The sequence below is a fragment of the Photobacterium sp. Ph5 genome, from assembly GCF_022129445.1.
GTDB lineage: Bacteria > Pseudomonadota > Gammaproteobacteria > Enterobacterales > Vibrionaceae > Photobacterium.
In genome coordinates this window covers 56,037-73,452 of sequence record NZ_JADQAQ010000021.1, presented here as the reverse complement: position 1 = coordinate 73,452, position 17,416 = coordinate 56,037, and the positions used below count along the sequence as shown (strand labels likewise).

At 42.4% G+C, this 17,416-nt stretch carries 17 protein-coding genes; 10 read left to right on the top strand and 7 right to left on the bottom strand.

The window, feature by feature from the left end; translation table 11 throughout:
• Positions 1-72: 72 nt before the first annotated feature.
• From I3259_RS10280 to I3259_RS10265, 4 genes are all read right to left on the bottom strand, one after another.
• Positions 73-648, bottom strand: a complete 576-nt coding sequence (locus I3259_RS10280) for a topoisomerase DNA-binding C4 zinc finger domain-containing protein (RefSeq protein WP_238029526.1) — start codon at positions 646-648, stop codon at positions 73-75.
• A 92-nt stretch (positions 649-740) separates the two neighbouring features.
• Positions 741-1,214: a DUF494 family protein gene (locus tag I3259_RS10275; protein WP_005372379.1), complete on the bottom strand. Its 474-nt coding sequence runs from the start codon at positions 1,212-1,214 to the stop codon at positions 741-743.
• 2 nt (positions 1,215-1,216) lie between these two features.
• Positions 1,217-2,314 carry a DNA-processing protein DprA gene (gene dprA / locus I3259_RS10270; RefSeq protein ID WP_238029525.1) on the bottom strand — a complete coding sequence of 366 codons (1,098 nt, stop codon included), beginning with the start codon at positions 2,312-2,314 and terminating at the stop codon, positions 1,217-1,219.
• A 7-nt stretch (positions 2,315-2,321) separates the two neighbouring features.
• A complete protein-coding gene (locus I3259_RS10265; protein WP_238029524.1) occupies positions 2,322-3,383 on the bottom strand; it encodes a LysM peptidoglycan-binding domain-containing protein in 1,062 nt (353 codons plus the stop codon).
• 357 nt (positions 3,384-3,740) lie between these two features.
• Between I3259_RS10265 and def the strand changes: the two genes are divergently transcribed.
• From def to I3259_RS10240, 5 genes are all read left to right on the top strand, one after another.
• Positions 3,741-4,250 (top strand): peptide deformylase, encoded by a 510-nt coding sequence (def, locus tag I3259_RS10260; RefSeq protein WP_238029523.1) that lies wholly within the window; start codon positions 3,741-3,743, stop codon positions 4,248-4,250.
• Between the two features lie 16 nt (positions 4,251-4,266).
• Positions 4,267-5,211 (top strand): methionyl-tRNA formyltransferase, encoded by a 945-nt coding sequence (fmt, locus tag I3259_RS10255; protein ID WP_238029522.1) that lies wholly within the window; start codon positions 4,267-4,269, stop codon positions 5,209-5,211.
• A gap of 88 nt (positions 5,212-5,299) precedes the next feature.
• Positions 5,300-6,580, top strand: coding sequence for a 16S rRNA (cytosine(967)-C(5))-methyltransferase RsmB (rsmB, locus tag I3259_RS10250; RefSeq protein WP_238029521.1), 1,281 nt, complete (start codon positions 5,300-5,302; stop codon positions 6,578-6,580).
• A 120-nt stretch (positions 6,581-6,700) separates the two neighbouring features.
• Positions 6,701-8,077 (top strand): Trk system potassium transporter TrkA, encoded by a 1,377-nt coding sequence (gene trkA, locus I3259_RS10245; protein ID WP_005372370.1) that lies wholly within the window; start codon positions 6,701-6,703, stop codon positions 8,075-8,077.
• A 6-nt stretch (positions 8,078-8,083) separates the two neighbouring features.
• On the top strand, positions 8,084-9,529 hold the full coding sequence (locus I3259_RS10240) for a TrkH family potassium uptake protein (RefSeq protein ID WP_238029520.1): 1,446 nt from the start codon (positions 8,084-8,086) through the stop codon (positions 9,527-9,529).
• A 64-nt stretch (positions 9,530-9,593) separates the two neighbouring features.
• Here the strand turns inward: I3259_RS10240 and I3259_RS10235 are convergent, their stop codons facing one another.
• Both I3259_RS10235 and I3259_RS10230 read right to left on the bottom strand, forming a co-directional pair.
• Positions 9,594-10,256, bottom strand: a complete 663-nt coding sequence (locus I3259_RS10235; RefSeq protein WP_238029519.1) for a hemolysin III family protein — start codon at positions 10,254-10,256, stop codon at positions 9,594-9,596.
• Between the two features lie 175 nt (positions 10,257-10,431).
• Positions 10,432-11,112, bottom strand: coding sequence for a FadR/GntR family transcriptional regulator (locus tag I3259_RS10230; RefSeq protein ID WP_238029518.1), 681 nt, complete (start codon positions 11,110-11,112; stop codon positions 10,432-10,434).
• Between the two features lie 346 nt (positions 11,113-11,458).
• Here I3259_RS10230 and I3259_RS10225 point away from each other — a divergent pair, with 346 nt between their 5' ends.
• The 5 genes from I3259_RS10225 (at position 11,459) to I3259_RS10205 (ending at position 15,482) form a co-directional block, all read left to right on the top strand.
• Complete coding sequence (locus tag I3259_RS10225) at positions 11,459-11,659, top strand: hypothetical protein (RefSeq protein ID WP_238029517.1); 201 nt, start codon at positions 11,459-11,461, stop codon at positions 11,657-11,659.
• Between the two features lie 175 nt (positions 11,660-11,834).
• Positions 11,835-12,101 (top strand): YihD family protein, encoded by a 267-nt coding sequence (locus I3259_RS10220; protein ID WP_005372361.1) that lies wholly within the window; start codon positions 11,835-11,837, stop codon positions 12,099-12,101.
• A gap of 178 nt (positions 12,102-12,279) precedes the next feature.
• Positions 12,280-13,707: a cytochrome c oxidase accessory protein CcoG gene (ccoG, locus tag I3259_RS10215; protein WP_238029516.1), complete on the top strand. Its 1,428-nt coding sequence runs from the start codon at positions 12,280-12,282 to the stop codon at positions 13,705-13,707.
• A gap of 111 nt (positions 13,708-13,818) precedes the next feature.
• Positions 13,819-14,805: a serine/threonine protein kinase gene (locus tag I3259_RS10210; RefSeq protein WP_238029515.1), complete on the top strand. Its 987-nt coding sequence runs from the start codon at positions 13,819-13,821 to the stop codon at positions 14,803-14,805.
• Positions 14,806-14,879: 74 nt separating this feature from the next.
• Positions 14,880-15,482: a thiol:disulfide interchange protein DsbA/DsbL gene (locus I3259_RS10205; protein WP_005372357.1), complete on the top strand. Its 603-nt coding sequence runs from the start codon at positions 14,880-14,882 to the stop codon at positions 15,480-15,482.
• Between the two features lie 64 nt (positions 15,483-15,546).
• Here I3259_RS10205 and I3259_RS10200 read toward each other — a convergent pair whose 3' ends face one another.
• A complete protein-coding gene (locus I3259_RS10200; protein WP_238029514.1) occupies positions 15,547-17,073 on the bottom strand; it encodes a YifB family Mg chelatase-like AAA ATPase in 1,527 nt (508 codons plus the stop codon).
• Positions 17,074-17,416: the final 343 nt, after the last annotated feature.

The following is a 17,416-nucleotide window of genomic DNA, read 5'->3' as shown; positions in this document are numbered from 1 at the left end:
TAGTTCAAAAAAATCCCCAAGCTGCAGCTTAGGGATTTGTGTATAAGAGACAGGCGTCTGAGCAGGCTTTTTTTATGCTGTTTTATCAGCGCTATCAGGATCTTGATAAGCATGGCACTTTCTATCTGCACATTGCAGTTTCACACCACTGGCTAATTTTTTTTCAATTAACAAATCAAAACCACATTGTTGGCAAGTACCGACAACAGGTTTGTTATTCACAGCAAATCGACAGCTTGGATATTGATCACAGGCATAAAACACTTTGCCATAACGGGACTTACGCTCAGTTAAATGACCTTTGTGACATTCAGGGCATCCAATATCGGTATTCTCTGCTTTCTTCTCTGTTGAAGCTAAATAGTGACAAGCAGGATATGCTGAACACCCAATAAACATCCCATAACGACCTTGGCGTAATACCAATGGGCTCTCACATTCAGGACAAGGCATATCGAGCTCTTTCACTACATGCCCATCGTTGTGATTTAATGGCTGAATATAGTCACAACTCGGATAATGATCGCAACCAAGAAAAGGACCACGCTTACCAAATCGCATCACTAATTCGCTACCACATTGTGGGCACGGTGTATGTGATAGCGCCTGCTCATGGGCAGAGAACAAAGGTGGATTATTGGTTGTCATTACTGCTCGCTTAAAAAGGAATATCGCGTTTTACACGCTATCGCGACAAATAAGATAGATACAATAACGGGCCACTTTAAGGCCCGCTAATTTTAATGCACTGCGCCGTCTTCCGCACCGTATAGCAACTCTTCCATCTGGCTATACGCTGTTTCATTACCGGGGGCATTAAACAGCACCATTAAGATAATCCACTTCAAATCATCTAATGAAAATTCATTGGTATCGAGCTCCATGATCCGATCAATCACCATTTCACGGGTATCGGCATTTAGTACATGGATTTGCTCAAGATACATCAAGAAACCGCGACAAGTGACATCCATACGGATCATCTCTTGCTCGGTATACACACGCATTGATGTTGCTGCGCAGTTATTTACATAAGGAGTATGTTCAGTTTCTTGTAACGCTGCGAGTTGTTCCAACCAATTAAGCGCTTTATAAATATCATCTTGATGGAACCCAGCACGAATTAACTCTTCAGAAAGTTCATCTTGATCAAACATCAACTCAGCATCACTTTGGATGTAAGTTTCAAACAGGTACATAAGAATGTCCATCATGACTAGCTCCTCCTCGTTCTGACATAACCACCAGGTACTGCACTGACCAAGCCCAGTAATTCCAACTCTAAAAGTTGGGTTAATACTTCATGGACAGGCTGTTCACAGCGTTCAGCAACTACATCTACGGGTGTTGCTTCGGTGCCTACGTTAGCCAACAGAGCTGGAAATGGCAATTCTTCATTTTCAGGTTGTGGCAAAGGCAAGCCTATTTGATTGTTTATTGCGCACTCAGTTAAGGTTCCGACTTCATTGAAGATATCTGCGGGGCTTTCTACCAGTTTAGCACCAGATTTTATCAATGCGTTACAGCCTCGACTTTGCGCATTATAGATCGAGCCGGGAAGGGCGAACACTTCTCGCCCTTGTTCTAACGCGTAACGCGCAGTAATGAGTGACCCGCTTTTTTCTGCCGCTTCAACTACCAATACGCCTGTCGACAAACCACTGATCACTCGATTGCGACGCGGAAAGTTTTGTGGACGAGGTTTTTCATCAGGCCAAAACTCTGAAACCAATGCGCCTTGCTCTACAATCTCATTAGCTAACTGACGATGGCGAGCAGGGTAAACCTGATCTAAACCAGAGCCTAACACCGCAACGGTAGCACCGCCGGACTTCAATGCCCCCGAATGAGCTTGTCCATCTATTCCTAAAGCAAGTCCACTGGTAACCACATACTCAGCTTGCCCTAGTGCATAGCCGAAATTAAATGCCGCCTCTCGACCATCAATGGAAGCGGCGCGACTACCAATAATCGCCACTTGTGGTTGGGCTAAATAAGCAAACTCACCGCGGACAAATAATAGTGGCGGTGGAGATGATATTTGCTTAAGTAAATAAGGGTAGGCAGGAGAATCTAAGGCCAAAATATGTTGATCAGGCTGTTGCTGCCAACGCAACGCTTGATCGATACGTTGTTGATTGGGTGAAGTAATTGCTGTGGCTTGTTGGTGAGTTAAACCCAGCTGACACAATTGTTCAAATGAAGAGCCAATACATTGTTGCGCCGAAACATGACGCAAAAGTTTATTGATGCGATGACCACCTAAATTCGGGGTCATCGCTAATACTAACCATGGGTAGAGTGATTCACTCATTGAGGTCTTAACGCGTTGGTGGAACAGCAATAACACCCGGCTTGAATGGTTCTAAACTTTGCATCACCACAGCTAAGCTAAAGTACTCATAAGGACGAAGCACCATTAATTTCCCCACAGAGACATCTCCCAACTGGGTAGAGCCAGCTAATGGATTATCTTTGTAATGGTAACTGCCTTTTTTACCTTGAACTTTGGCGCCTTGTTTGTATAAATCAAAGACAAAGCCTGATTCCACACCATCTAAATGCCCACGATCTAATACCACAACATCAAAGCTAGAAATATAGCTACGCCCTTCAAGTTGCCCTATCACATTTGCTGTCATCGACTCTGGCGGTGTTGAAGGTGAAAACGATAAGTTAGGCTCTCCGCTCACTAATAATGGTAATAAAATATCGTTTTGACTGATTTCCTGACGGTAGGTATCAACCCGTAATTGACTGGTTTTATCATCGGCTGCAGTGACGGTTAAATCGGCAATTTCCTTTAATGTCATGACCTTTGCATCAACTTCCGGATTTGTTTCCGTTGCTGAATCATTACGTGTAAACGATTCTTCAATACGGTATACACGCCATTGTGTTGTCGGTGCTAAAGGCTGATCTGCCCATACAATATCACCGATAGACAAGTAACCACGCTCGTCGCTTGAGCCTAACACTTGTGGTTGTGTCTTGGCCGACTCATGGCTGATCAATTTATTTTCAGCAACATATTCAAGCATGAGATAGCCAGGTAGCGTCGTAATAGGATCACGTATCACGCGAGCTTTCGGGGATAATTTCACGTGTTTTTTCAAACTTAACTTCGGCTGTCCGTTGACCCAAATAAGATGAAGACGATCGCCAGGGTAAATCAAGTGTGGGTTTTTAATGTAACTGTTCTTTTCCCATAATTGAGGCCAAGACCATGGATTTTCGAGAAACACGCCAGAGATATCCCATAACGTGTCGCCTTTTTTAACAATATAAACATCAGGCACATTATTTCGCAGTAATGGAGCTGGCGCGGCAAAAAGTGAGGGGATAAAAAGCATAAAGCTTAGAATAATGCCCAATGGCTTCATGAGATCGCTTCCTTGGATAACACAACCACATCACAAGGCTCCGCCTTGTAACAGATAAAATACATTTATTGTCTCAGATTGGCATTAGCCTATTGATATGTCGACTTTTTAACAAAGAGCAAAAAGCGCTTTTCGGTTCACGTCACTATTTATAGATAACTGTTGCAACTCAATAGCGTCAAGTTTGCTTACGGCTAACACTAATCACTTTGCCAATAAAATACTGACGAACGCTTTTTCATTCTTTGTCTTTCACCTGTGACAAAAAATTCGGTACTGTTATTTGATCTTTAAAATGACTAGAATTAGACCAACAGCGTTTTATTTTTTAGTTTCCGTTAACGAATTCGAGTCCTTATGTCTGTATTACACGTTCTAACCTTTCCTGATGAACGCCTACGTACTGTAGCTAAACCAGTAGAGGCGATAACACCTGAAATCCAAACAATTATCGATGATATGTTGGAGACTATGTACGACGAAGAAGGTATTGGCCTCGCAGCAACCCAAGTTGATATTCATCAACGCATTGTGGTGATTGATACCTCGGAAACTCGCGATCAACCTATGGTACTGATTAATCCTGAAATCACCGAAAAACGCGGTGAAGATGGTATTGAAGAAGGCTGTCTTTCTGTACCTAGCGCACGCGCATTCGTGCCTCGCGCAGCAGAAGTCAGTGTCACTGCACTCGATCGTAACGGTGAAACCCTTCGTTTTGATGCTGATGAACTGTTAGCTATTTGTATTCAACATGAGTTAGATCACTTAGCTGGCAAGCTATTTGTTGACTATTTATCACCTTTAAAACGTCAACGCATTAAACAGAAACTAGAAAAAATCAAACGACATAACGCAAAAAACTAATTATTTAGAGGTTACCTTGAGCAAACCATTACGCATCGTTTTTGCTGGTACTCCTGACTTCGCCGCCCGTCATTTGGCGGCGTTGTTGTCTTCACAGCACCAAGTTGTTGCTGTTTACACTCAACCTGATCGTCCAGCTGGTCGTGGTAAAAAACTAACGGCAAGCCCCGTTAAAAATATCGCGCTTGAACATGATATTCCGGTTTATCAACCGGCTTCATTACGTAATGAAGAAGCACAACAAGAATTAGCTGCTATTGAAGCTGACATTATGGTTGTGGTGGCATACGGCTTATTATTACCGCAAGAAGTATTAGATACGCCACGTTTAGGTTGTATTAATGTACACGGTTCTATTCTTCCACGTTGGCGTGGTGCTGCGCCAATCCAACGCTCTATTTGGGCGGGAGATACAGAAACTGGTGTAACTATCATGCAGATGGATATCGGCCTTGATACGGGTGACATGCTAAAAGTGGCAACCTTGCCAATTGAAGCGACAGACACTAGCGCTACCATGTACGAAAAATTAGCCGAGCTCGGCCCTGATGCCTTAATTGATTGTTTGTCTGATATTGCTAATGGCACCGCTGTAGCCGTTAAGCAAGACGATGAGCTAGCGAATTACGCCAAGAAGCTGAGTAAAGAAGAAGCGTTTATTGATTGGACAATGGATGCCGCTGCGATTGAACGCTGTATTCGTGCATTTAACCCGTGGCCAATGAGTTACTTCACCGTTGCCGAGCAAAACATCAAAGTTTGGCAAGCGGCTGTTGAAGCTGACAATCAAGGTAAAGCACCTGGTACAATTTTATCTGCTGATAAGCAAGGTATCTTAGTTGCGACAGGTAATGGCGCATTGCGCTTATTATCGCTTCAACCGCCAGGTAAAAAAGCGATGACAGCAGCTGATTTGCTTAATTCTCGTCGAGAATGGTTTGAATCTGGCGCTCAGTTATAAATATCAAGGCCAGTGTTTAGTCACTGGCTTTTCTTTTTAAGTTCCACATTGTTATCGCCAGCACTAACGGCGAGTTCAGGAAACAGCTATGAATGTAAGAGCCACTGCGGCCAAAGTTATTTACCAGGTCGTCGATCAAGGGCAGTCATTATCCGCCGCGCTTCCAGCCGCGCAACAAGATATCAGAGAGCGTGACCACGCTTTATTGCAAGAGATCTGCTATGGCGTACTTCGCTGGCTTCCTCGCTTAGAATCTATTACCCAAGCACTAATGGATAAGCCGTTAAAAGGTAAGCAACGCGTATTCCATCACTTAATTTTAGTGGGCTTATATCAACTCGGGTACATGCGAATTCCAGCACATGCCGCAGTAGCTGAAACAGTAAATGCAACGAAAACACTTAAAAAGCCACAACTTCGCGGGCTTATTAACGCTATTTTACGTAATTATCAGCGTCAACAAGAAACCTTAGATGCTCAAGCTATCAGCCATGATGCGGGTAAATATGGTCATCCAAGCTGGCTATTAAAGTTATTAAAAGAAAGCTATCCAGAGCAATTTGCTGATATCTGTGAAGCGAATAACACCAAAGCGCCGATGTGGCTACGTGTTAATCGCCAACACAATACTCGCGATGCCTACCGCGCTTTATTAGATGCCGAAAACATTGCAACCGAGTTACACCCACAGGCCGCAGATGCACTACGTTTAGTTTCACCATGTGATGTAACTAAACTTCCTGGCTTTAGTGATGGCTGGGTCTCGGTACAAGATGCTGCCGCTCAGTTAGCGGTGGATTATTTACAGCCTAAAGCGGGTGAGTTAATTCTTGATTGCTGCGCAGCACCTGGTGGTAAAACCGCCCATATCATAGAGCATGTACCATCAACCAAAGTGGTTGCGATTGACTGTGATGAAAATCGCCTTAAACGTGTACACGAAAACTTGGCACGTTTGAAGCTTGATGCAACTGTATTGTGCGCTGATGCCCGTTACCCAGAACAATGGTGGCAAGGTGACAAATTTGATCGTATTTTGCTAGATGCGCCATGTTCAGCGACGGGGGTTATTCGTCGTCACCCTGATATTAAGTGGCTACGTCGTGGCGAAGATATTGCGGCACTAGCAACACTTCAAGCAGAGATCTTTGACGCAATGTGGCTGCAATTAAAACCAGGCGGTACGTTGGTTTACGCTACTTGCTCTATTACGCCACAAGAAAACTGCGATCAGGTAAAAGCTTTCTTAGCACGAACGTCAGATGCGACATTAATTAGCAGCGATCCAGCGAAACCTGGTCGTCAAATTCTGCCTGGTGAAGAGTCGATGGATGGTTTTTACTACGCTGTACTGATAAAAGCAGAGTAATCATTATTTAAATAAAAGCGGAACTTGCTCTCAAGATTCCGCTTTTTCATATTTTATAACGCCGATCAGAACGTTGTATTTACAGCTGATCTCTACAGGCATTTACATCAGGCATAGACTATGAAAATTATTATTCTCGGTGCCGGACAAGTTGGCGGCACTCTTGCTGAAAACTTGGTTGGTGAGAATAACGATATCACTATCGTTGATAAGGATCCCGAGCGTCTGCGTGAGCTGCAAGACAAATACGACCTTCGAGTTGTACAAGGCTTTGCCAGTCACCCTCGTACGTTACGAGAAGCAGGGGCACAAGATGCTGATATGTTGGTATCTGTCACGAACTCCGATGAAACTAACATGATCGCATGTCAAATTGCGTTCTCTCTTTTCAATACGCCTAACCGTGTTGCTCGTATTCGTTCACCTGAATATTTACGAGAAAAAGAACAACTGTTTCAATCTGATGCAGTTCCTGTTGATCACTTAATCGCACCAGAAGAGTTAGTGACCGATTACATTGAAAAACTGATTGAATACCCAGGCGCATTACAGGTTGTTAGCTTTGCAGAAGAGAAAGTCGGCCTTGTTGCGGTAAAAGCCTACTATGGCGGTCCGCTAGTTGGTAATGCATTATCTGCATTGCGTGAACACATGCCACATATCGATACCCGAGTAGCGGCGATTTTCCGTCAAGGTAAACCGATTCGTCCACAAGGTACAACGATCATTGAAGCTGATGATGAAGTCTTCTTTGTTGCGGCAAGTAACCATATTCGTTCAGTAATGAGTGAACTTCAGCGCCTAGAGAAACCTTATAAGCGTTTAATGATTGTTGGTGGTGGTAACGTTGGTGCTGGTTTAGCTCGTCGTTTAGAGCAAAGCTACAGCATCAAACTGATTGAACGTAATCAAGAGCGTGCTGAGAACTTGTCTGAAATGCTACAAAATACCATCGTATTTTGTGGTGATGCCTCAGATCAGGAATTGCTCAGCGAAGAACATATCGAGCAGATCGATGTGTTCATTGCGGTTACTAACGATGATGAAGCCAACATCATGTCAGCCATGCTTGCTAAGCGCATGGGCGCAAAGAAAGTGATGGTGCTTATCCAGCGCGGCGCTTACGTTGATTTAGTGCAAGGCGGTACGATTGATATTGCGATTTCACCACAACAAGCGACCATTTCAGCACTATTAACCCATGTTCGTAAAGCTGATATCGTTAACGTATCGTCACTACGTCGTGGTGCGGCCGAAGCCATTGAAGCAATTGCTCATGGTGATTCCAGTACCTCTAAAGTCGTTGGTCGTGCAATCAGCGATATTAAGTTACCACCGGGTACTACAATTGGTGCTGTTGTCCGTGGTGAAGAAGTATTAATCGCTCATGACCGTACCGTCATCGAGCAAAACGATCACGTGGTAATGTTCCTTGTTGATAAGAAATACATCCCTGATGTTGAACGTCTCTTCCAACCTAGTCCTTTCTTCTTGTAACTGATCATGGTTAATTATCGTCCCATACTGTTTGTACTAGGGTTAGTGCTGTCTAAGCTAGCCCTGTTCATGTACGTGCCGACATTAGTCGCTTTTTTTACCGGTACAGAAGGATTTATTGATTTCGCCACCGCGGTGCTGATCACCCATTCTGTTGCCTTTTTATTTTTAACTTTAGGTAAAACCCCAGAGTTTAAACTTAGCGTGCGAGATATGTTCTTGATCACCACCTTAGTTTGGACTGTCGCCAGTGCTTTTGCGGCCTTACCTTTTGTATTTATTAATCACATTAGTTTTACCGATGCTTACTTTGAAACCATGTCAGGGATCACCACAACGGGTTCTACCGTCTTAAGTGGTTTAGATGATATGGCACCCAGTATTTTGCTGTGGCGATCAACACTGCAATGGCTCGGTGGGGTTGGCTTTATCGTGATGGCAGTAGCGATCCTCCCGATGCTGAACGTCGGTGGTATGCGTTTATTCCAAACTGAATCATCAGATTGGTCAGATAAAAGCTCACCAAGAACTAAGAGCGTTGCAAAGAATATCGTTAATGTTTATCTCACGTTAACCTTGCTTTGCATTATCTCGTTTATGTTTGCAGGGATGAATACATTTGATGCCATTAACCATGCTTTCACAACCATTTCGACGGGCGGTTATTCCACTTCTGATGGCTCCATGAATCACTTCTCGCACAGTGCACAATGGGTTGCCACTGTCTTCATGTTTGCTGGCGGCTTGCCATTTTTACTGTTTGTCCAAGCCTTGAAAAAACGCCATCCAAAAACTTTATTTGGTGATGCTCAAGTAAAAGGCTATGCCTTGTTTGTGACCGTTGCCAGTTTAATTGTGGCGGCATGCTTATTCTTCAATAAAGATTATTCATTGATGGATTCGCTGCGATTATCATTTTTCAACATCATTTCTGTTGTAACCACTACAGGTTTTGGTTTGGGTGATTTCACCGCATGGGGACCATTGCCTAGTATTATTTTTGCTTTCACTCTATTAGTAGGAGCTTGCTCAGGTTCCACCAGTGGTGGGATAAAAATCTTCCGATTCCAAATAGCCTTTGCTTTGCTACGTAAGCAAATTATGCAATCTATTCACCCTTCGGCACTATTTATCCAACGCTATAATGGGCGACCTGTTACTGATGATATTGTGCGTTCGGTTGTGGCATTGGTACTCACCTTTATTATGACCATTATCTTCATTGCCGCGATATTAGGTCTACAAGGGCTTGATCCTATCACCAGTATTACAGGTGCTGTCACCGCTGTGGCAAATGTGGGGCCAGGTATGGGGAACATTATTGGTCCTACTGGTAATTTCGCTAGCTTGCCTGATTTATCAAAGTGGACATTAAGCTTAGGTATGTTGATGGGGCGGTTAGAAATACTGACAGTCTTGGTGGTATTTGCTCCCGCATTTTGGCGAGATTAATAACACTAGAAACAAAAAGAGAGCGCATTGCGCTCTCTCTTTTTATCCGTTATATCACGATGATCTACGCTACTGATTTAACATAGAAATAAATCGCGCAAAAATGGCAAATAGAACCACCTAAGACAAATAAATGCCAAATCGCATGATTATACGGAATACGTTTATTAACGTAGAAAATGACCCCAAGCGAATAAATTATCCCACCTAATGCGAGTAAGACTAAGCCGCCTGTTGATAATGCGCTCGCTAATTGATAAATCATAATTAGCGATAACCATCCCATGGTTAAATAAGTGAACAGTGACAATTTCTTAAATCGATATACAAATACAATTTTGGCAATAATACCGATTATCGCCAGTCCCCAAATCACACTCATCAAGCCAATAGCTAATGGCGTACGCAAAGAAATTAATAAAAAAGGCGTGTAAGTACCAGCAATAAGAAGATAAATAGCACAATGATCGAACGTTTTTAACGCGCGTTTCGCTTTAGGAGATGAAACCGAATGGTAAAGTGTAGAAGCTAAATAGAGCAATATCATACTCACCGCATACACGGTATAACTGATAATACTTAATGTATCAGCATTAACAGAAAATGCTTTTTCAAGTAGTAGATATAACCCAAACAAGCCAAATAACAGCCCGATCCCATGGCTAATACTATTCGCAACTTCTTCTGCGACTGAGTATCCTTGCTCAGTTGCCATCGATTTACTCATGACTCAATTACCTCACGCTAACATGCCGTTATTCGATTATGATTATGCCACTCAGCTTACACTTGTAAGCTGAAAATAAGCAAGTCAGGAATCGTGATATTTATAGTGATGAGATGAAAAATATGAGTGATAAAAACGGAGCGCTCGTCATAGATAAGCGATACTCCGTTAATTATTATTTTTCCAGTAATGACAAGGTGGCTTGTCGAGCGGCATCGGGATCGCGAGCAATAATACCATCAACGATTTGTTGGTGAGCATCAAGTTTTAAAATACGTTCACGAGTAACAACGCGGAAGTAATTTTCAAAGACCGCTTTAAACAAGTTACCAAACGGACTAATAAAGTGGTTTCCTGAGGAAAAATAAATCAGCTGATGGAAACGTGTATCGACTTCAATCCAACGTTCTTGATCAAAGTTATCGCCCATTTCATGCATTTCAGTCAACAGCTCTTGTAGCTCTTTTCGCTCTTCATCTGTTGCATGAATAGCTGCTAATGCTGCCGCTTCTGGCTCTAACATTAAACGCGCTTGTTGGTATTCCGCTAACAATTCAGAATCGGCATCAAAATCTAACCAAGCCAGCAAATCTTGATCAAGATAGTTCCAGTTCTTTTTCGGCATCACGCGTGTACCAATACGCGGCCGAGGCAATACCATTCCTTTGGCAGCCAACATTTTGATTGCCTCACGAACAGCAGTACGGCTTACACCATACATTTCACCTAATTCGACTTCACCCGGTAAAATATCACCAGGCGCTGTTTCTCCCGCCAAAATACGACGACCTATAGACTCAGCTAATCGATAAGATAAATTTCGGTTGGCAACAATGCGTCGCTGCTCTTGCTCCATACATCCTCTCCAAAGGCTTCTTTTATAATATGGTTATTCCATAAGATATGGGCTGTGTAACACAAGCATCGTATTACAACATAAACGAATCTGAATACACCAAGCTAAAATGCTTTTACTGCTTTTTTTTTGCAGCATGCTGAATCATCCATCTCAATGCTTCAATCTTAGCATTTTAGCGGCTACTTTTTACTCGACTTTTAAATTTGCTATTGTTATTCTCAGCGCAAAGTGATTAACAACCAAGCGATATACTGATGGATGGGGTAAACCCAGTAGGGAATTTTCCCTTCAGCGATCTGCTTGCTAATTTCCGGCCATGGATGAGCCTGACAACAGGTGATTTATGCGACCAGCATCTCCCGTCAGGTATGTAAGTACCCCTCGTAGCCCTTCACGCCTTCGTGCAACGGCTCATGCTCCACATTTTAAAACGAAACACGCAGCTGTTGTTGAGATTTCATTAACGAATAACGATATAAAACTAAAGCGTGATGAGTTAGAAGCGAAAATATTACCATCACCCACCAATCAAAATATCGCATAATGATAATAAAGCGGTTGAGATAAAGCAGCTTCAGCTGCTTTTTTTTACTTTGTTTTGTCATTACAGCAACACACAACAGATTGTAACCCCGTCCGCTTTGTTATAATTTATCCCTATTAAAATTATGACAATTTGATCGTAATAACGATTACTCAGCCTCAACTACGGAGTCACTATGAAAACGCATCGCGTCAATGAGCTCATCGAACTGCTTCACCCTGAATGGCAAAAAGATCCCGATCTAAATTTAGTGGAGTTTCTACTAAAACTCGCTGAAGAAGCAAAGTATAACGGTCCATTAGAATCACTTACTGATGATGTACTGATTTATCACTTAAAGATGCGTAACAGTGACAAAGACGCCATGATCCCAGGGCTGGCAAAAGATTGTGAAGATGATTTTAAAACCGCAATCCTACGTGCACGCGGTATTATTAAATAATCTCGCGATTATTTAACATTAAAAGCCAGTGAAAATTCACTGGCTTTTTTGTGTTCAAACTACCAGTTTCAGCACTGATTTTAGGTCTTACCATCACCTTACGTTACAATTATGTTATTAACAAGGCATGATAAATATTAATAATTAACACTCATGCAGCGCAAAGGAATGTCATGGTATGAGCGCCAATAAAATAAAAATAAAAGATATAACGTCAGATAAACACACAACGACGACCGTCGTTCAAGCTGATCGTTTTAACCCCAGCGAGCAACTTTATGTAAGAGCAGTGAAAGGCGTCTACCAACGTTTACGACAGCGCATGGGGAGTCTATTAATGCTCTTTTTCCTAGGCCTGCCGTGGATTACTTTTCATGGTCGCCAAGCGGTATTACTTGATATCAACGATCAGCAATTTTATTTCTTTGGTACAACGTTCTGGCCTCAAGATCTCACCTTACTCGCATTACTATTTGTGATTGCAGCCTTTGCACTTTTTTTTATTACCACCTTTTTAGGACGAGTATGGTGCGGCTATTTTTGCCCACAAACCGTGTGGACCTTCATCTATATTTGGTTTGAAGAAAAGCTTGAAGGTGCGGCTAACAAACGTCGGCGACAAGACTCACTACCGCTTACATTTAATCTCGCCTTACGTAAAACATTAAAACACCTCGCTTGGATTACGATAGCGCTTATTACTGCCCTTAGTTTTGTTGGTTATTTCATTCCTATCAAAACCTTATTAACTGAATTTTTTACTTGGCAATCGTCAGCTTGGATAACCTTTTGGGTACTATTTTTTACTGTTTGTACCTACGTTAATGCGGGGTGGATGCGTTCAATTGTTTGTATTCATATGTGCCCTTATGCACGTTTCCAATCGGCAATGTTTGATAAAGATAGCTATATTGTTGGATACAATAGCCAACGCGGTGAAAAACGCGGACCACGCTCACGCAAAGCCAATCATCTTGATCAAGGACTCGGTGATTGTATTGATTGCAATCTCTGCGTACAGGTGTGCCCAACAGGGATCGATATTCGAGATGGAATGCAATATGAATGTATTAATTGCGGTGCTTGTGTTGATGCCTGCGATCAAACCATGGATAAAATGGGCTACCCTAAACAACTCATAAGCTACACCACAGAAAACCAACTTGCAGGGCAAAAGACAAAGGTATTACGCCCAAAACTCATTGGTTATGGCTCAGTATTAATCACAATGATCGGTTTGTTTTTCCTATTACTTACTAATATCCAACCAATGGGATTAGATGTTATTCGCGATCGTACTCAGCTGTTTAAAGAAAATGACCAAGGTTTTATCGAAAATACCTATACCCTAAAAATCATCAATAAATATCAACACAACACCACCTTTACTTTAACAGCAGAAGGAATTGACAACCTTCAATGGTACGGACCACAAGTGATCACCGTAAATGCTGGTGATATCGTTAGCTTACCAATTAGTTTAGGGATCGCCCCTTATGAACTCGACACATCTATTGTGAATATTCGATTTGTGATTTCAACCGGCAAAGGCGATAACCAACAAACCTTAAGTACGGAAAGTCGATTTATTAGTAGCCTTCGCTAAACTAATGACAATACATACAACGCTATAGGGGTAATAAATCTGCCCCTTAATTCTTGTTATCTCAAGATTAAGGTAAACTGCTGCCTTAATTTCCGTATTTAAGGCTGTTCCATGGAAAAAAACGATTTTTGTTTTTCAAATCTCACGCCTGATTTGCTGCTTGATGCCTTAGATAGCATTGATATTCGTGCAGAGTCAGGATTACTGGCACTCAATAGTTACGAAAATCGGGTCTACCAGTTTAAAGCGGAAGATGGCGCACGTTATGTCACCAAATTCTATCGCTCAGAACGTTGGAGTGATGAGCAAATTGAAGAAGAGCACCAATTCACACAGGAATTGGCTGACAATGAAATTCCTGTTGCCGCGCCACTGAATATCAATGGGAAAACACTACATAACTTTAATGGTCATCGTTTTGCTTTATTTCCAAGTGTCGGCGGTCGGCAATTTGAAGTCGATAATTTTGACCAATTAGAGTGGGTCGGTCGCTATTTAGGTCGCATTCATCTAGTAGGGCAACGCCAGCCTTTTCAACATCGTCCAACCATGGGTCTGGATGAATACGTCTATCAGCCTCGAAAATTATTAGAGCTCAGTCAGTTTATACCCGATCACCTTAAGAACGTCTTTTTTGCCGATCTTGATCTACTGATTAAAAAACTCGAACAGCATTGGTCGACTGATTGGCAAGCGATTCGTCTTCATGGCGACTGTCACCCTGGTAATATTTTATGGCGTGATGGCCCGATGTTTGTCGATCTTGATGATGCCCGTAATGGTCCTGCTATCCAAGATTTATGGATGCTATTAAACGGTGAGCGTGCCGATCAATTAGCCCAACTGGATACTTTACTTGAAGCTTATGGTGAATTTGCAGATTTTGATCAACGTCAATTGCAACTAATCGAACCTTTACGCGGTCTTAGAATGGTGCATTATATGGCATGGCTTGCAAAACGCTGGCAAGATCCTGCATTTCCCCGTGCATTCCCATGGTTTGCTGATGCAAAATATTGGGAAGGGCAAGTGCTTGCATTCAAAGAACAAATTGCCTCACTGCATGAAGCACCATTACAACTCATGCCACAGTGGTAAACACAAAAACGTATTAACATAAAAATTCAGGTTATATTTATAACCATGATAAGGATAATCAGGGAGTTATATCAATGTTCAAGAAGTTACTTACGCTAGCTAGTGCTGCGTTACTATCATTTTCAGTACACGCCGCAAAATTTACTGAAGGTGATTACTACAAAGTTCTCGATCTACCAAAATCTGAAACCCCCATTGTGACTGAGTACTTCTCTTTATACTGCCCGCATTGCTATCAGTTTGAACCTATGATCAAACAGCTAAAAACTAAATTACCTGAGAATGCAAAGTTACAAAAAATGCATGTTTCATTCATGGGTGGCCCAATGGGTAAAGTAATGAGTAAAGCCTTTGCAACCTCTGTGGTATTAGGTGTTCAAGATAAAATGGTACCAGTGTTCTTTAACCGTATCCATACCATGAACAAGCCGCCACGTAATGAAGAAGAAGTGCGTCAAATCTTCATTGATGAGGGAGTTCCTGCGGCTGAATTTGACGGCGCATTTAATAGCTTTGCGGTAAATTCAATGGTGAGTCGTTTTGATAAGTCTTTTGAAGATGCCGGCCTAACGGGTGTGCCAGCTGTTGTGGTTAACAATAAGTACCTTGTACAAACAGGTAAAATCAAATCGGCTGACGAATACTTTGAGTTAGTAAACTACTTACTGAAAAAGTAATCTCATCTACAATAAAAAAGGGCAGTGATGCCCTTTTTTATTATCCAAATAACCGACACTTTTTTTATATAACTTGGCTATTAATTTGCTTAAGTAATCTATCCATTGAACGATAACCTAACGCTTCCGCTAAATGTCCTCGAGAAATGTCAGGCTCTCCCGCTAAATCCGCTATCGTGCGCGCCACTTTAATAATTCGATGATAAGCCCGTACCGATAAACCTAACTGATGTAGCGCATTTTCTAAAAATGCTGCATCAGCTTGCTGTAATGGGCAATGCAGCTCTAGCTCTCGCGTCGATAACAGCGCATTTACCTTACCACTGCGAGTCAACATTTGCTGACGAGCATGATCAACCCGCGCTTTAATCGTTACCGTTGAATCACCTCGATCTCCCCCTTTAGCTAAGGTTCCTCTGGGTAGGGCAGGGATCTCAATCGACATATCAAACCTATCAAGTAATGGGCCACTCAACCGACTTAAATAACGTAATATCGCCTGTGGGTTGGTACGTGTTTGATTGCCATCATAATATCCAGAAGGACTTGGGTTGAGTGCACCGATCAATTGAAAACGCGCAGGAAACGTTGTTTTACTGGTCGCACGAGAAATCACAATATGGCCAGACTCTAACGGTTCGCGCAAAGAGTCTAAGACTTTACGTTCAAATTCAGGCATTTCATCTAGAAATAAGAGCCCATTGTGCGCCAACGATATTTCTCCTGGTTTGGGCACAGAGCCTCCACCCACTAAAGCCGCCATAGAGCTCGAGTGATGTGGCGTACGAAACGGACGTTTAAGCCAATTGCCTTGATGTAATGATTGCTGGGTAAGAGAAGTAACAGCCGCTGTTTCTAACGCTTCTTCATGGCTCATTGGCGGCAATAAATCACACAACCTTGATGCCAGCATGGTTTTACCCGTTCCCGGTGGACCTAGGAACAAAACATTGTGACCGCCAGCAGCGGCAATTTCTAACGCACGTTTCCCTTGTTGCTGACCGATAATATCTTGCATATCTCGATCTAAAGGCGCCGCTGTTTCTTGAATCTGCTCACTAAAATTTAATGCTAATTGTTGTTGGCCACATAAATAACCACAAACGGCTAATAGACTGGATGCAGATTTATGAACCTCTTTACCGACGAGAGCCACTTGATCGCCATTACTGTCAGGCACCACAAAGCAACGTTTCGCCTTTAACACAGCTAAAGCGGCAGGCAGTGCTCCCTTTACTGGTCGCAACTCTCCTGATAATGCTAATTCACCAATAAACTCATGCTCTGCTAATTTATCTGTTGGGATCTGGCCTGATGCAGCCAAAATACCTAGCGCAATAGGTAAATCAAACCGCCCACCTTCTTTAGGTAAATCAGCAGGGGCTAAATTGACAGTGATACGCCGTGATGGGAACTCAAAATTCGCATTAATAATTGCACTTCGAACCCGATCTTTAGCCTCTTTTACCGTGGTTTCAGGTAACCCAACTAATGTAAAACTTGGCAACCCGTTACTTAAGTGGACTTCTACTGTCACAGGTGGAGCCTGCACACCCACACAAGCTCGACTATGAACAATCGCAAGTGTCATGAACCATCACCTCACTGAGATACAAAAACATTCGTTAATGAAATATTTATTTTTGGTTTCATAAGATGCCTGTAAATGCAGCTCGTTTGCTAAAAAAACCACAGTTTTTGCTTGTCATGCGATAGACGTCTGTGTTACCACTAACATATAGCAACAACTAGACAACAAAAGTTGGACAAATATACATGCGCTTAACAACATCTCTCGTACTCATTATTAATGTCATTGTGGTGATTATGTCACCGCAGCGGGGATTTGCTGGCGCAAAGTAGCGCAAAAGACGCAAACAAAAAGCCCCCGCACTGAGAAGTTCGGGGGCTTTTTTCAACAAATGGATTTGAGT

Excerpts from the sequence above, each read along its gene's own strand:
- I3259_RS10280 (WP_238029526.1), bottom strand. The coding sequence starts at position 648 with ATGACAACCAATAATCCACCTTTGTTCTCTGCCCATGAGCAGGCGCTA.
- I3259_RS10275 (WP_005372379.1), bottom strand. The coding sequence starts at position 1,214 with ATGATGGACATTCTTATGTACCTGTTTGAAACTTACATCCAAAGTGAT.
- dprA (WP_238029525.1), bottom strand. The coding sequence starts at position 2,314 with ATGAGTGAATCACTCTACCCATGGTTAGTATTAGCGATGACCCCGAAT.
- I3259_RS10265 (WP_238029524.1), bottom strand. The coding sequence starts at position 3,383 with ATGAAGCCATTGGGCATTATTCTAAGCTTTATGCTTTTTATCCCCTCA.
- def (WP_238029523.1), top strand. The coding sequence starts at position 3,741 with ATGTCTGTATTACACGTTCTAACCTTTCCTGATGAACGCCTACGTACT.
- rsmB (WP_238029521.1), top strand. The coding sequence starts at position 5,300 with ATGAATGTAAGAGCCACTGCGGCCAAAGTTATTTACCAGGTCGTCGAT.
- trkA (WP_005372370.1), top strand. The coding sequence starts at position 6,701 with ATGAAAATTATTATTCTCGGTGCCGGACAAGTTGGCGGCACTCTTGCT.
- I3259_RS10240 (WP_238029520.1), top strand. The coding sequence starts at position 8,084 with ATGGTTAATTATCGTCCCATACTGTTTGTACTAGGGTTAGTGCTGTCT.
- I3259_RS10235 (WP_238029519.1), bottom strand. The coding sequence starts at position 10,256 with ATGAGTAAATCGATGGCAACTGAGCAAGGATACTCAGTCGCAGAAGAA.
- I3259_RS10230 (WP_238029518.1), bottom strand. The coding sequence starts at position 11,112 with ATGGAGCAAGAGCAGCGACGCATTGTTGCCAACCGAAATTTATCTTAT.
- I3259_RS10225 (WP_238029517.1), top strand. The coding sequence starts at position 11,459 with ATGCGACCAGCATCTCCCGTCAGGTATGTAAGTACCCCTCGTAGCCCT.
- I3259_RS10220 (WP_005372361.1), top strand. The coding sequence starts at position 11,835 with ATGAAAACGCATCGCGTCAATGAGCTCATCGAACTGCTTCACCCTGAA.
- ccoG (WP_238029516.1), top strand. The coding sequence starts at position 12,280 with ATGAGCGCCAATAAAATAAAAATAAAAGATATAACGTCAGATAAACAC.
- I3259_RS10210 (WP_238029515.1), top strand. The coding sequence starts at position 13,819 with ATGGAAAAAAACGATTTTTGTTTTTCAAATCTCACGCCTGATTTGCTG.
- I3259_RS10205 (WP_005372357.1), top strand. The coding sequence starts at position 14,880 with ATGTTCAAGAAGTTACTTACGCTAGCTAGTGCTGCGTTACTATCATTT.
- I3259_RS10200 (WP_238029514.1), bottom strand. The coding sequence starts at position 17,073 with ATGACACTTGCGATTGTTCATAGTCGAGCTTGTGTGGGTGTGCAGGCT.